The organism is uncultured Marinobacter sp. (genome assembly GCF_913055835.1).
Taxonomy (GTDB): domain Bacteria; phylum Pseudomonadota; class Gammaproteobacteria; order Pseudomonadales; family Oleiphilaceae; genus Marinobacter.
The window spans coordinates 1-14,667 of sequence record NZ_CAJXKQ010000003.1 but is presented as its reverse complement, the minus strand read 5'-3'; the positions used below and the strand labels follow the sequence as shown (position 1 = coordinate 14,667).

Sequence of the window (14,667 nt, the reverse complement as noted above, 5' to 3'; positions counted from 1 at the left end):
GGGAAGCAGCTATGCAAACGGCCAAGCGTTTCGTCAGTCGTCTCACTCGTCAGACTCTTGCACTGGTTCTTGCCGGAGGGCGGGGCTCCCGCCTTCACGATCTGACCAAGTGGCGCGCCAAGCCGGCGGTGCCCTTCGGCGGAAAGTTCCGCATCATCGATTTTCCACTTTCCAACTGCATTAACTCGGGCATTGGCCAGGTTGGCGTTATTACCCAGTACAAATCCCATTCCCTGATACGCCATATCCAGCGTGGCTGGGGATTCCTCAGGGGCGAACTTGATGAATTTGTCGAGCTGCTACCGGCCCAGCAACGCATCGAAACCTCCTGGTATGAGGGAACCGCCGATGCCGTACTGCAGAACCTCGATATCATTCGCAGCCACCAGCCCGAGTATGTGCTGATTCTGGCTGGCGACCACGTGTACAAGATGGATTACGGCACCATGCTGGCCCATCACGTGGAAAATGATGCCGATATCACGGTTGGCTGTATCGAGGTACCGCTCGAGGAAGCCTCCGCATTCGGCGTGATGTCGGTGGATGATGAACTCACAGTCACTGAATTCGTCGAAAAGCCCGAGCAGCCAAGGCCGATGCCCGGCCAACCCGGGAAGGCACTCGCATCCATGGGTATCTATGTGTTCAGCACCCAGGTCCTGTTTGATGAATTAATGCGCGACCATCAGATGGATGGCAACTCCTCCCATGATTTTGGCAAGGACATCATTCCTTCGGTGATCAAGCGCCTGCGGGTGGTCGCTTTCCCGTTCCGCAACCCGGTGGAGAACAAACCCGCCTACTGGCGGGACGTTGGTACTGTTGATGCTCTCTGGCAGGCAAACCTTGAGCTCATCGGCATCAGCCCGGAGCTGAACCTCTACGATTCACACTGGCCGATATGGACCTACCAGGAGCAACTTCCGCCGGCCAAGTTTGTGTTCGACGACGATAACCGTCGCGGCATGGCCGTGGATTCCATGGTGGCAGGCGGGTGCATTGTTTCCGGTTCGCTGGTGAAACATTCCCTGCTTTTCTCCCAGGTTATGGTGCATTCCTTCAGCGAAATTTCAGATTCGGTTATCTATCCGGATGTTGAGGTGGGTCGCCATTGTCATATCCGCAATGCCCTGATTGATCGGGGATGCCGTATTCCGGAAGGCACGCGGATAGGTTTCGACGCCGCCGAGGACCGCAAGCGGTTTCATGTTTCTCCCAAAGGTATTGTGCTGATCACGCCCGAGATGCTCGGGCAGGATTATCCCCATGGCCTCTGACTCCAGAACCCCGGTTGTTTTGTGCTGGCATATGCACCAGCCGTCTTATCAGGACATGCGCACTGATCAGTTCCTGTTTCCCTGGGTGTACCTGCATACCATCAAGGATTACAGTGACATGGCGGCGCATCTTGAAGCGAATCCTGAGGCGAGGGCGGTGGTGAACTTTGCCCCCGTACTGCTTGAGCAGATTGAAACCTACCTGATACAGATTGAGAAATGGCGTCATGGCGCCGGCGAGATCGGCGACCCTCTGTTGGCCGCACTGGTAGCAGAGCAGTTGCCAGAAACCGGAACACCGGCGTTCCTCGGGTTGATGGAAAAATCCCTTCGCGCCAACCGGGAGCGAATCGTCAATCGCTATCCCGCCTACGCACGGCTGGCAGAACTGGCCGAGGTGTACCGTGGGAAACCGGAACTTCAGAGGTACATTTCCAGCCGATTCCTTTCCGATCTGCTGGTGTGGTACCACCTCGGCTGGATGGGTGAGACGATCCGCCGTAACAGCCATTGCATTCAGAGCCTTCAGGAAAAAGGCCATAGCTTTTCAATGGATGACCGGAGGGCTCTCCTGGATGTGATCTTTGACGTGTTATCCGGCATCGGCCCCCGTTACCGCCACCTTGCCCAGAAAGGCCAGGTTGAGCTGTCCGTAAGCCCCTATACCCATGCCATGCTGCCTCTGCTGATCGACCTTGAGTCTGCCCGCGAGGCCATGCCGGATATCGCACTGCCAGTGCATAGCCGGTATCCGGAGGGTGAAACACGTGCGGCCTGGCAACTACAGCAGGGCAAAGCCGTGTTTCAGCGGTTTTTCGGGGTCACTCCTTCGGGTTGCTGGGCTTCCGAGGGCGGCCTCAGCCAGGCGACCCTGGCCTTGCTAGACGACCATCAGTTCAGATGGACTGCCAGCGGGGATTCCGTAGTCCACAACAGTCTTAACCACGCCAGGAAAGAAAACCCGGACTTGCCGGACTACGGTATTCACCAGCCCTACACCTTCGGTGAATCAGACACGTCTGTGTTCTTTCGGGATGATGGCCTGTCAGACCTTATCGGGTTCACCTACGCGGACTGGCATGCCAAAGATGCCGTTGGCGACCTGGTTCACCACATGGAAAACATCGCGGGGCAGGGTAAAGGCAAAACGCGGCCTGTGATTTCCGTGATCATGGATGGGGAAAATGCCTGGGAATACTACCCGGAAAACGGGTTTCACTTTCTGGACGAGTTGTATCGCGTGCTTGCCAACCATCCGAAACTGAAACTGACCACTTACAGCGATCTGGTTGCGAACCCGGTTGCTGAGCCGGTTCGCCTGCCAAAGCTGGTCGCCGGTAGCTGGATTTACGGCACCTTTTCAACCTGGATTGGTGACCCCGACAAGAACCGCGCCTGGGATTTGCTGTGCGAAGCGAAAATCCACTTCGACCGCGTGATGGATAACGGCAGCCTCAACGCGGAGCAAAAAGAGGCCGCCATGCGGCAACTGGCGATCTGTGAAGGGTCTGACTGGTTCTGGTGGTTTGGCGACTACAACCCGGCTCAGATTGTCAGCGATTTCGAGCACCTTTACCGGCGCCACCTGGTGAACCTGTATGACATGATCCACTACCCGGCGCCGCCGCTGGTGTTCCAGCAGCTCAGCCAGGGCAGCGGAGAACCCGCCCGTGGCGGAACCATGCGTCCGGGACACGAAGCGGATAATCCGGCATGACGTTGACGAACACCAAGGATCTGTTCAGCCTCAGAAGGGCCGGCGTACTGCTGCATCCGACCTGCCTGCCGGGCACACTGGGCGTGCTGGGGGCCGGTGCACGCCGCTTCATCGATTTCATGGCCGCCAGCGGGATAACCGTATGGCAGACGCTGCCCCTCGGCCCAACCCATCAGGATCTCTCACCCTATCAGTCTTTGAGCGCCCACGCTGGCAACCAGGATTTCATCGACTTGTCAGAACTTCTTCAGTCCGGCCTGCTGGCAGATACAGAACTGACACAGCCCATCGCAGAATCTCGTGAACAGCTCCTGAGTATCGCCGCCCAGCGGTTTTTCGAAGGCCGGGGAGAAAACCTTCGGGGTCTGGATCTGGCGGGTTACGAGAACTTCCGGGCGAAGAATGATTACTGGCTTGATGACTTCTGCCTGTTTGTCGCCATTCGGGAGGTTCAGGAATCCCCCGGCTGGCTTCACTGGCCTCAGCCGCTGAGAGATCGCGATCCAGAAGCACTACAGGCATTTACTCAGCAACACCAGTCGCGGGTGGCCAGGATACGCTTCGAGCAGTTCCTGTTTCATCACCAGTGGCAGGCAATGCGCGACTACGCGAGAAGCAGGGGCATCCTGTTGTTCGGTGATATTCCTATTTTTGTTGCCCACGACAGCGCCGATGTCTGGGCCAACCGGCATTTGTTCAAACTCGATGCCCACGGCGAGCCCACGGTTGTTGCCGGTGTTCCTCCGGATTACTTTTCCCCGGACGGCCAGCACTGGGGAAATCCGCTCTACAACTGGCAGGCCATGGCGGAAGCTGGCTACCAGTGGTGGTTGGAACGCCTCGAAAGCCAACGCCATATGTTTGACCTGATCAGGATTGATCATTTTCGCGGCCTGCAGGCCTACTGGGAAATTCCGGCGGGTACGCCGGAACCCAGGTACGGCTATTGGGTTCCCGGCCCAGCCGACCATTTTCTACAGGCCTGCTTCAACCGGTTCCCGGACTTGCCCCTTGTCGCCGAAAACCTGGGAATCATCAGTGACGATGTGGAAGAGCTTCGTAAGCGGTTCCAGTTGCCGGGGATGACCGTGATGCAGTTCGGTTTTGATGGCAGCCCTGACAATCCCCACTTACTGCACAACCACCATAGCCGCGACCTTGTCTACACCGGTACCCACGATAACGACACCACGCTGGGCTGGTACCGAAGCCTGGATGATCACACCCGGCGCTATGTGGATAACTATCTGGGAACCAACGGTGACGGCATGCCCTGGCCGGTGATTGAGGCCGCTTTCCGGTCTGTCTGCTCTCTGGCTGTGGTACCCATGCAGGATTTCCTGGGGCTGGGAACAGAGGCGAGATTCAATACACCGGGCACGGTTACAAATAACTGGATCTGGCAACTGGACTGGAATTTTTCCGAGGAGGACCTGTCCAACCGAGTTGCCGAAGCGATAAAGCGGCATGGACGCCTCCGCCAAGACTGACCAAATTTTGATCAGAATCAAAGAGGCGCCCCCGAACCTTCGATATAAAATACAGGCAGTACTAACAATTGCGTTCCGGACGAGTCTCGAGGGGGGAACATGGAACACAGACTCAGTAAACGCGTACAGGGAAAGCTTGGCCTGTTGGTCTACAAACGCGGGATGCCGGTGGCCACCGGACAGATCCGCGATGCCTCCAAACGTGGGCTGTTTATTGCCACTGACTACACCGACGTTCAGTTAAACCAGACCGTAGAACTGGAATTCCGTTTTCCTGACACCCAGGAAAAGCGGTTCCGTCGCCTTAAGGCCCATGTGGTGAGAAAATCCGACAAGGGGATTGGGGTCGATTTTGAGGGCGTTGAAAACGATGGTTTCACCATCTCATCACTGATCCACTGGTTAAAAAGTCATCATATGCCCGTTAACTATTTTCCGGTTCGGCGCCAGCAAGCCTATTAGAAACAACAGGGAGAACTTTCATGGAACGACTGAAAGGTAAGGTTGCCGTAGTGACCGCTCGCTGATAAACCGACCACCCTGATCGGAGCTCAAACTTGACGCTGGCAGCCTACACCACGCGGTCCTTGCCGGAATCCCTGAATGGGCTGTTTAAGCTGGCATTGGACCTGCGATGGACCTGGCACCATGGCACAGATGATCTGTGGCGTGCCCTTGATGAAGAAATCTGGGACACCACCCGGAACGCCTGGCTGGTGCTGAACAGTGTATCCGGCGACAGGCTGGAAGAGCTGGCTGCCGATCCGGATTTCCGGAAGCGCTACCTTGATCAGATGTCGGCGCACAGTCAGTTTATCGAGGCCGATACCTGGTATACCTCGGAATGCCCCGGGGATCTGGGTGAGGGCGTCGCCTACTTCTGCATGGAGTACGGGCTGAGCGAATCTCTGCCGCTTTATAGCGGTGGACTGGGGGTACTTGCCGGGGATTTCCTCAAGGCCTCGAGCGATCTGGGTGTCCCCGTGGTAGCCGTGGGCCTTCTTTACCAGCAGGGTTATTTCCGCCAGGCCATCAGTACCGATGGTGAACAGCTCGAGTTTTACCCCTACAACGACCCGACGATGCTGCCGGTTTCCCCCCTCAGGGATGATGAAGGCCAGTGGGTGAGGGTGGTTGTGCCTTTCCCCGGGAGGCACGTACGCCTGCGCGCCTGGAAAGCACAAGTGGGCCGGTGCGAATTGCTACTGCTCGATAGTAACGATCCGCGCAATGAACCCGGCGACCGCGGGATTACCAGCGAGCTTTACACCGGCGACCCGGAAAAACGCCTGCAACAGGAAATGGTGCTGGGAATCGGTGGTTGGCGACTGCTCGAACAGCTGGGACGAAAACCCGCCCTGTGCCATCTCAACGAGGGCCATTGCGCCCTGGCACTGGTTGAGCGAGCCTTCAGTTGGCAAGATCAGCACAACAGCGATTTCCAGGTTGCCCGTACCGCAACCAGGGCAACCAACCTGTTTACCACGCACACCTCGGTGGCCTCCGGCTTTGACCATTTCTCCCGCTCGCTGCTTCGCCTGTACCTTGCGCCATGGCTTGATGGGCGGGAACTGGACATCGACCAGCTCATGGCTTTGGGAAGCGAAAACGGTGACACAGGCAATCAGCCCGGAAGCCCGAAACTCAATATGGCGCTACTGGCCCTGAACATGAGCGGCCGGTTTAACGGGGTCAGCCGGATCCACCAGAAGGTTACCCAGACCATTTTTCAGCCTTTCTTTCCCCGGTGGCCTGCCGAGGACATTCCAGCAGACTATGTGACCAATGGCATTCACACGCCAAGCTGGGACTCCCCGGAATCCGACGCTATCTGGACCCAGGCCTGCGGTAAGGACCGGTGGCGCCGCCCACTCATGAAGTCCTGCCCAATGACGGATATCACCGATGAGGCCTTGTGGGAAATGAGACGCCTGCAGCGGGCCCGGCTGATCAGTTATTTGCGCAGACGGCTCTCAAGCCAGCATTGCGAGCAGAATCCGGGCTTTGATCACTCTGCCGCCTGCGGTCTATTACTCGACCATGAAACCCTGACCCTGGGCTTCGCCCGGCGTTTTACCGAATACAAACGACCGGACCTTTTACTCAAGGATCAGGACCGGCTGCTCAAGCTCCTGGCAAGCAGGGATCGCCCTGTCCAGATTGTTCTCGCCGGCAAGGCCCACCCCTACGATAAGCCCGGAAAGGACATTATCCGCCAGTGGAAAGCGTTTTCAAGGCGACCGGATGTGGAAGGCAAGGTCGTGTTCATTGAAGACTACGATCTGGGCGTAGCCAATCAGCTGATCCAGGGGGTGGATGTCTGGCTGAACTGTCCGAGACACCCCTGGGAGGCCTGTGGCACCAGTGGCATGAAGGTGCTGGTAAACGGTGGGCTGAACCTGTCCCAGTACGACGGCTGGTGGGCGGAAGCCTGGAACAAGGACGTGGGCTGGGCCATTCGACCCGGCGCCACCTTTGATGAACTGAGTGGTTCCAACAACCATGACCACGACCTCTCGGACGCAAACGAGCTGTTTGATCTGCTTGAAAACGAGGTGGTTCCGAGCTTCTACGACGTGGATGGCGAAGGCATTCCCCGGCAGTGGCTGAACCGGATGCGAGCCAGCATGGATCAGTTGACAGCGGCTTACTCCGCCAACCGCATGGTTCGTGAGTACGTCGAAAAGCTCTACCTTCCCATGACCGAAAAAGGCCGGTATCGCAGCTGTGATACCGCGACGGAGATGCTGCAGGAATCCAGGGCAATAGCACAGCATTGGCCCCGACTGCGATTCAACAGTTTTAACGGGAGCGAAAGCCCGGAAGGCCAGATCTACACTGTCGAAGTCTATCTTGACGGGATTGATGAGCAGCGCATAGCGGTGGAACTGGTGGCGGAACCATCAGAGTTCGGGCCAAGAACCGTAGCCGCCATGCAAATGAAGCATCCGCTCAGTGGATCCGCCCACACCTGTCTTTACGAATGCACGGTGCCCACAAGGCCCGAAGGACACTACACGCCCCGTCTTCGCGTACGGGATGAGCGGCTGAACCTTCCCCTCGAGAACCCGGCCATCCTCTGGCTGAAATAATCCTCAGCTCCGCCAGAACGCCGGCGAAAGTACGATTACAACGCTCAGGATCTCAAGGCGCCCCATCAGCATGCCCACCGACAGCACCCATTTGGCAGCATCGGGCAGAGGCCCGAAGTTGCCTGCCGGACCAATAATGTCACCCAGCCCCGGCCCCACATTGGTCAGCGAGGTGAGGGCGCCTGACAGGGCTGTCACAAAATCCAGCTGCATTGCAGCCAGGGCCACTGTGATCAAGAGGAGGCAGAGCAGGAAAATAAAGGTATAGGCAATCATGGATGAGATGATCTCATCGCTCACTGCCCGACCATTATAGTTCCGGGTAAGCACGGCACGGGGGTGCAGGAGTCGCATCAACTGTTCCCGCAGAATGATCAGAGAAAGCTGGAACCGGAAAATCTTCATGCCGCCGGCGGTGGAACCGGAACAGCCGCCCACGAACATGAGGAAGAAGAACAGGACAAACGCCAGCGGGCCCCAGGCTGAATAATCCTCGGACGCATACCCCGTGGTGGTCACCACGGAGGTTACGTTAAACAGGGTGGCCGCGTAGTTGTGAATGGGGTCAAAGGGTACGGGTGACACCATCCAGCGATAGAGCGTCAGCAGCAGGGGCACGAAGAACAGGATTGCCAGGAACAGCCGAACCTGCTGGTCTCTGAACAGGACACCGTGCTGGCCGTGCATCTCGCGTACAAAAAGGAAAAAGGGCAGGCTGCCGATAATCATGAACAGCGTGGCTTCCATGAGGATCAGATCATTGAACTTGCCCATGGAAAGATCCGACGTGGAGAAGCCGCCGGTGGCAATGCTGGTGAGACCATGGTTAAAGGCATCGAAGAGCGTCATGCCGGAGAAGTAGTAGGTAACCACCGCTATGACCGAGAACACCAGATAAACCACAAGTAGGCCACGGCTGAGGGTTTTCATTCTCGGCAGCGCTTTATCCGTCCACTCGGAGGACTCTGTGGCGAACAAGCGCATACCACCGACGCGAAGAAACGGAAGCACCGCAACGAACATACCGATGATCCCGATGCCTCCGATCCATTGCAGAATCGATCGCCAGATCAGCAGATCCCGATCCATGTCGTCCAGGCCACTGAGGACGGTTGCGCCCGTGGTTGTGATACCCGACGTGCCTTCGAAGAAAGCGTCAGCGGCGGAAATTCCAAGGTCGCTGAGGTAGAAAGGAAGAGACGAAAAGAGCGCAATGATGAACCAGGACGATACCGTAAGCACAAACATGTAACGGGGCTTCAGATCCCGTGGTTTGCTGTAGGTAGCGGCCATCCCGAGGATTCCCAGGCCACAGACAATAGCGGCCGATTCCGCAAACGCCATGGCATTCGGCGTTTCGGAGCCCGCAAGCAAAATGACAGGCAGTGTCATGAAGATGCTCAAAAGCACGAACATGACGCTGACAATAAAAATAACGGGGTAGAGATTTCTCAATGGATGCTCGAGCCAGCTTATAGCGGGAGACGGCGTCAGAATACCTGTGGGTTGGGGCTTCCGCAAGGTAACACCCCGTGAATGCTGAAATTACCGGCGAATTAAATCGGTGTAAATAACACGTAAATGCGGATCTTTCTCATGGAAAATTTCGTGAGCCTGATGCAAGTTCAGCGATGTACACCGAATGATTCGGTTAAGGAGATACCAAGATGAAACACGCACGTTCGATTGCCGTTGTTTTTGCTACCGGCCTGGCTGCTGCAGGGACAACTTCTGCTCAGGACATGTACAAATCTGGCGTTGGCGGTCTTTACACAGGCCTGAACTACACCTTTGTGAATCTCGAAAGCGGTAACGCAGACGCCGATGTAGGCACCCTTTCTGCCAAGGTTGGTGCGATGGCGACGCCGTACCTGGGAATTGAAGCCCGGGGTGGTTTCGGAGTGGACGATGAGCGCATCGGCGGGGTCGACTATTCACTGGATAACTTCTTCGGAGGCTACGCCACGTTTAATCTGGCCAACGAATCGCCGATTACGCCGTACGCTATCCTCGGCTTTACCAGAGTCGAAATCGAGGCTTCGTCCGTCCTGGGAACAGCGACGGAGGACGAAACGGATGTGTCCTATGGCATCGGCATGAATATGGAGTTTGCGCCCAACCTGTCCGGCAACCTTGAATACATGCGTTACTATGAAGATGGTGATGCCGAAATCGATGGTCTGGGCGTCGGCATTCAATTCAATTTCTGAAACCAGGCCACCGGGGAGACTGTTTGAACCATCTGGCCCATGTATTTCTCGCGCCGGACTCACCCGAAGCAAGGGTGGGAAGCATCCTCGGTGACTTTACCCGGGGTGTCGATCTCTCGGCACTCCCGGATGCAGTGAAGCAGGGCGTTCGCCACCACCGCGCCGTTGACAGCTTCACCGACCAGCACCCCGACGTGCTGGCCAGCAAGCAGGTGTTCTCTACTCAACGGCGACGATTCGCCGGCGTTGCACTCGATATTCTCTACGATCATTTTTTGCTCAAGCACTGGAGCCGGTTCAGCGACATTGAACGTGAGGCCTTTATTGGCCGTATCTATGACGAACTTCAGAAAAAAGAACATCTGATGCCGGAAAAAATGGCCCGGGTGACCCGAAGGATGGTGTGGAACGACTGGTTCGGAGCCTACAAAGACCTCGAGAACATCGGCTACGCACTGGATCGGGTTGCAGGGCGCATACGCTTCAGGAACGAATTCGCCGGCATGATTACAGAAATTCGTGCAAACCATGAGGAGCTTGAGCACAGATTTTTATCGTTTTTCCCGGATTTACAGGTATTTGCAGGAGGTATTGAATGAGGTTTGTTAAGATGGCGTTGTTGGCTGCGGCACTGGTTTTGCCGTCTGCGATGGTGGTTTCCGCAGAGACCGATGCCAACAATAATCAGCAGCGACCGCCGGAAACCCTTGGCTATGTTGAATGGGTAGTCATGAAAGATACCAACCTGAGGCTGAAGGCGCGACTCGATACAGGCGCCAAAACGTCGTCTCTGCACGCGGTAAACATTGAGGGCTTTGAGCGCGACGGCGAGGAATGGGTCAGCTTCCAGATCCCGCTTGGTGACCATGAGGATCAACCTACACAAGGCGAGCTGGACCATGAAGATGTGATCCTCGAATTTGAAAGACCGGTTGAGCGAACCGTTTTGATCAAACGCAAAGGTGCGCCATCCCAAAAGCGCTACGTGGTGATGATGGATTTCTGCATTGCCGGAACCACACATACCACGCAGTTTTCACTGACAGACCGCGGCAAGTTTTCCTATCCGGCGCTGCTGGGGCGCCGATTTATGCGCGATGACAATATTCTTATTGATTCCGCGGACTCGTTTAAGGCCGAAAAGGAATGTGAATACATGACCCTGGAAGAGCTGGCAAAGAGCCACGTGGAGAATGTGGTTGAGGAAACCGACACGGATTCCTAGCCACAGGAACCCGGATTCTCATCCCAGTTCACCAGCTTTTCTTCCAATATTGCGGCCGCCGCCGAGGAACTGTGAGCTTCCAGGGCATTCTGGATGATCTCCCGGTAGCGACCGCTCTCACGCAGTTTTGCCAGGCCACGATCGAAAGCCCGCTTGAGTCGACCCGCCTCGGGATCATCCCGCGAAAACGGGAGATGATAGAGAGCACTCCTCAAGGGATGGGGATGGAATTCCAATCTGTCCCTGGCGGTCGGCCCGAGCTGTTCGGCGATCATTGCTTCACCAACCACCGGATCCATCGGAAACAGATCAATGCGCTCAAGCAGGAGCTTTCGAAAGTTGGCCAGATCGGAAGTGGTGACGTCGGCGTCTACCAGTCCACTCTCGATGGCACCGCTGAGCGTCTCCCCATAGCTGTAATCCTGGGTAAGCCCCACATTCATGCCCGCCAGATCTGACAGGGAATCCCAATCAAATGGCATCTCCCGGCGATGATAAAACACATACTGATAGGGCAGAATCGGCGCGGAATAGAGAAATTCGCGTTTCCGGTCGGCAGTGCATGACCAGACAGCCGAAGCCTGGTACTCCCGGGATTTGACCAAAGCAAGCGCCCGGGACCAGGGGAAAAACGAAAACTCCACCTGAATGTCCTCGGCGGCGAAAGCCTCACGGATAATCTGCGCCAGAAAGCCGCCACCCGGACGCTCCTCATCAATATATGGAGGCCAGTGGCCCGTGGTGATCCGAATAGTTTCCTGATCCGCCGCGGCATGAACGGCTGCCACAGAACAGAGCAATACGGAAACCAGAGACAACCGGAACCACTTCATTGGAAAACACCTGAGAGCCGGATGGGTGAGTTGGGCGTTTGGAGTGTAACGACTTTATGGGATTGAACTTGAGTGTGTCTATGCCGGATTTAACATAATATACATTATGCGCAGTATTCTTTGCTCAAAGGTCAATCATTCGGTTCAATTTGGACGACCACAGAAAGTGCTAAAGAATCACCACAACAAGTGCTAAATTTTCACAGGAAGTACTAAATTCGTCGTCCACTCGCCTATAGCTATGATTCTCTGGTGTTTTCGTGATTTCTTTCAGTAATACTTTTCGGATGTTCAAGACTGAGGATGCGTGGAGCCCCTTTGCGCTTGAATGGGGATCGCTCTATGGAATTACTGTGGTTACTTAGCGAGCCGTCTGAAAAAATAAGCGCCGGTTGGTAATGCCAAGTCTTATTCTCAAGCTCGTTGTAACGCTGACTCAATAAAATTATGGATGTGGAATGGCAAGGTCTGGACCTGAATATAATTTCGAATAGCATGCTTGTAAGCGAAGATCCGTCAGCTCTACTGTTTCAGACTTCTTCAAAATCGACCTCTGTACCTGATTGCCCGAGGTGTTGCTTCAACCTTGTGGCCTGACTCTTCGGAGCTGCAATCACTAGAAATTTTTGTGCCCTAGAAACAGCAACATACAATTTACGAGCTTCTTCGGACTTATTTCTCGGCTCTCCATTTTCTAAAAAGTCCAAAATCCCCTTCAACGTCTGAGCTGTGGTTACAACACAAACTGAAGGAAACTCCTTTCCTTTGACAGAATGAATCGTTTTTGCCTTAACATCTTTTTCTTGTGGCGTTCTCAATACTGAATCGAGTTCTGCGTTCCATCTCAATTTTTGTGAAATGGAAACCCCATCTTCGATCTCTATTTCACTCGATAGATAACTCTTTATATGACCATGCCAAGATCGGGCGTCCAGATGTATCCTCGGATTAAATTGTAAGCCTTCAAGTAAGCGAAGAATTCTTGGACGCCAAGAGATTTCGTCGATTTCTGATGCCTTAACGTATTCGTGATAGGAAATATCCGCGAGTTTACCTTCAAGCTCCAATACGATCTGGTGCACTTCTTGTAAAATTGCTTTCGATTCGTGAAAAGTCGTAGCTAAGCGGAAACCTACGACTGCCTCAGCGAGACAAACTACCTTGTCTCTTTTTTTAACTGGTTTTGAATTGCCTACGGCAGCATGAGCACTCGCTTTTGTTGCTGCGATGACTATACCGTAACGGGTCTCCATCCCCTTCTGCTGCAGGTGACTTACATATCTATCTCCAATTGAAGAAGGGACTGATTTGCCGCTGTAAGACAGAATTAAAACCGGTGTCTGATCCTCTCTCAAAGGGCCTAGGGGATTGCTGGATTGACCTCGTGTCGCTTTAGCCTGAAACTGAACCGTTGCTTTACACACGTTAGGCGATGAGCGGAAATTGCCGGTTAGTTGTTTGCGGTCAGAGACCGAGAATTCTTCGGAAAATTCAAGGAGGTGATCTGTAACTCCTCCGCGAAACCGGTATATGGCTTGGTGAGGGTCACACATAACCTTTAAAGGAATACCAAAAGACTTCAGCCAAGAAATAATCATCAGGTCATCTGGATTACAATCTTGTGCTTCATCAACGATTATTTCGCGGAATCTGCATTGCAGAGCAGCTCCGATTACGGGACCAGTTAACGAATCCTGAATTCGCTCTAACGCCTCTCGGCGAGCACTGTTATAGCTTAATAATGCTTGACTAGAATGTCGTTCCCTTATCCTCGCAGCAGTGGTCTCATAGGCTTTGATTATAGTGCTTTTTTTTTGAGCAATATTGAAACCTTGGCTTCCAGCGGCTGCACCTATGATCTCTCCAGCTGACGGACAGAAGCAAGAAAGTGGCAGCGGCTGGGCCTTTGGGAAAGGGGCAACCAGGACGTCGTCCAAATCAGGGATCAGGCTTGGCTGCTCCTGGCTGCCCTTCACTCCAAATGGCGCAACCAGGTGATGCCAAAGGAAGCTGTCGAAGGTTCCGATAAAGTCGGGGAATACAGGACTACGAATTAAACCTCCCGCGCGAAGGCGATGCTCAAGTTCGTGGACAGCAGCGTTAGTGAATGAAAGAAACGCGACACCGCGAGTATGATTGTCATTCTCTCGAAGCATGGACGCTCGTCCAATGAGAACGCGAGTCTTGCCCGCTCCTGGACAAGCCTCAACAAATGCAGAACCCTCATGGTTTACGATATCGTTTTGTTCGATGCTAAAGTCCAGCGTGTTCGTCATTCTGCTATAGCCTCAATCGCTTTGCGAAGGTATTCGGGCACGCAAAAGGTTTCAGCCGCCAATATTTCCTCTGATAAAACTTGGGCAAAATCCCCTTTGGGGGTGTCATCAAATAGACTTTGAATTTCCTTGGCTTGTTCCCTGCCCTCTTTCCCCACAGCTTCCTCCCATTTCTTTTCGGACCTGGGATGGAAAGAGAGATAGACTTGTTTCAGAATGTCTTTATTTCCGGCCCTTACGAGTTCTGTTTCGAGCGAAAACGTATTTATTTGAACCTGCAAGGCCTCGCTCGCTCTCAGCTTAATTCCATGTTTTATAAGCGCCCATTTCCTCCTTAACCCAGGAGACGAAGAAAACTTTGATTTAGTAGTCTGCTGATCACCGTCCGTTAGGACGACAAGTCGATCCGCAATCCGCACGTTATTGTACGGCGTCAGAAGGATCTTTAAGTACGGTGTGAAATCTATCCCTGTAGTGGTTCAATGATTCCGGACACCAACGTAGGTGGTAATATCGCCACCATAAACGAGGTGTCTGATGACCAGAA

12 protein-coding genes are annotated in these 14,667 nt (G+C 54.4%); 8 read left to right on the top strand and 4 right to left on the bottom strand.

The window, feature by feature from the left end; all coding sequences use genetic code 11:
* Nucleotides 1–11 precede the first annotated feature (11 nt).
* From glgC to glgP, 5 genes are all read left to right on the top strand, one after another.
* Nucleotides 12–1,277: a glucose-1-phosphate adenylyltransferase gene (gene glgC / locus QZ534_RS02705; RefSeq protein WP_296931177.1), complete on the top strand. Its 1,266-nt coding sequence runs from the start codon at nt 12–14 to the stop codon at nt 1,275–1,277.
* Nucleotides 1,267–2,994, top strand: a complete 1,728-nt coding sequence (locus QZ534_RS02700) for a glycoside hydrolase family 57 protein (RefSeq protein ID WP_296931175.1) — start codon at nt 1,267–1,269, stop codon at nt 2,992–2,994. The genes glgC and QZ534_RS02700 overlap by 11 nt, the downstream gene beginning before the upstream one ends.
* The gene (malQ, locus tag QZ534_RS02695) at nt 2,991–4,484 is read left to right on the top strand and encodes a 4-alpha-glucanotransferase (protein WP_296931173.1); all 1,494 of its coding nucleotides are present in this window, start codon (nt 2,991–2,993) and stop codon (nt 4,482–4,484) included. The genes QZ534_RS02700 and malQ overlap by 4 nt, the downstream gene beginning before the upstream one ends.
* A 99-nt stretch (nt 4,485–4,583) precedes the next feature.
* A complete protein-coding gene (locus tag QZ534_RS02690) occupies nt 4,584–4,946 on the top strand; it encodes a PilZ domain-containing protein (protein ID WP_296931171.1) in 363 nt (120 codons plus the stop codon).
* A gap of 95 nt (nt 4,947–5,041) precedes the next feature.
* Nucleotides 5,042–7,576, top strand: a complete 2,535-nt coding sequence (gene glgP, locus QZ534_RS02685; RefSeq protein WP_296931169.1) for an alpha-glucan family phosphorylase — start codon at nt 5,042–5,044, stop codon at nt 7,574–7,576.
* Between the two features lie 3 nt (nt 7,577–7,579).
* On the opposite strand, the gene QZ534_RS02680 is transcribed toward glgP, so the two are convergent.
* Nucleotides 7,580–8,992, bottom strand: coding sequence for a TrkH family potassium uptake protein (locus QZ534_RS02680; protein ID WP_296931486.1), 1,413 nt, complete (start codon nt 8,990–8,992; stop codon nt 7,580–7,582).
* A gap of 251 nt (nt 8,993–9,243) precedes the next feature.
* On the opposite strand from QZ534_RS02680, the gene QZ534_RS02675 reads away from it, so the two are divergent.
* Genes QZ534_RS02675 through QZ534_RS02665 form a run of 3 tightly spaced genes read left to right on the top strand, consistent with a single transcriptional unit; the run spans nt 9,244 to nt 11,011 of the window.
* Nucleotides 9,244–9,786 carry a porin family protein gene (locus QZ534_RS02675; protein WP_296931167.1) on the top strand — a complete coding sequence of 181 codons (543 nt, stop codon included), beginning with the start codon at nt 9,244–9,246 and terminating at the stop codon, nt 9,784–9,786.
* A 23-nt stretch (nt 9,787–9,809) separates the two neighbouring features.
* On the top strand, nt 9,810–10,385 hold the full coding sequence (locus tag QZ534_RS02670) for an ACP phosphodiesterase (protein ID WP_296931165.1): 576 nt from the start codon (nt 9,810–9,812) through the stop codon (nt 10,383–10,385).
* Nucleotides 10,382–11,011: an ATP-dependent zinc protease gene (locus QZ534_RS02665; RefSeq protein ID WP_296931163.1), complete on the top strand. Its 630-nt coding sequence runs from the start codon at nt 10,382–10,384 to the stop codon at nt 11,009–11,011. The genes QZ534_RS02670 and QZ534_RS02665 overlap by 4 nt, the downstream gene beginning before the upstream one ends.
* On the opposite strand, the gene QZ534_RS02660 is transcribed toward QZ534_RS02665, so the two are convergent.
* The 3 genes from QZ534_RS02660 to QZ534_RS02650 all read right to left on the bottom strand — a co-directional run bounded on the left by QZ534_RS02660 (nt 11,008) and on the right by QZ534_RS02650 (nt 14,401).
* Nucleotides 11,008–11,844 carry a transporter substrate-binding domain-containing protein gene (locus QZ534_RS02660; RefSeq protein WP_296931162.1) on the bottom strand — a complete coding sequence of 279 codons (837 nt, stop codon included), beginning with the start codon at nt 11,842–11,844 and terminating at the stop codon, nt 11,008–11,010. The genes QZ534_RS02665 and QZ534_RS02660 overlap by 4 nt on opposite strands.
* A gap of 530 nt (nt 11,845–12,374) precedes the next feature.
* Nucleotides 12,375–14,120, bottom strand: coding sequence for an ATP-dependent helicase (locus QZ534_RS02655; RefSeq protein ID WP_296931160.1), 1,746 nt, complete (start codon nt 14,118–14,120; stop codon nt 12,375–12,377).
* Complete coding sequence (locus tag QZ534_RS02650; protein ID WP_296931158.1) at nt 14,117–14,401, bottom strand: hypothetical protein; 285 nt, start codon at nt 14,399–14,401, stop codon at nt 14,117–14,119. The genes QZ534_RS02655 and QZ534_RS02650 overlap by 4 nt, the downstream gene beginning before the upstream one ends.
* Between the last annotated feature and the right edge of the window lie 266 nt (nt 14,402–14,667).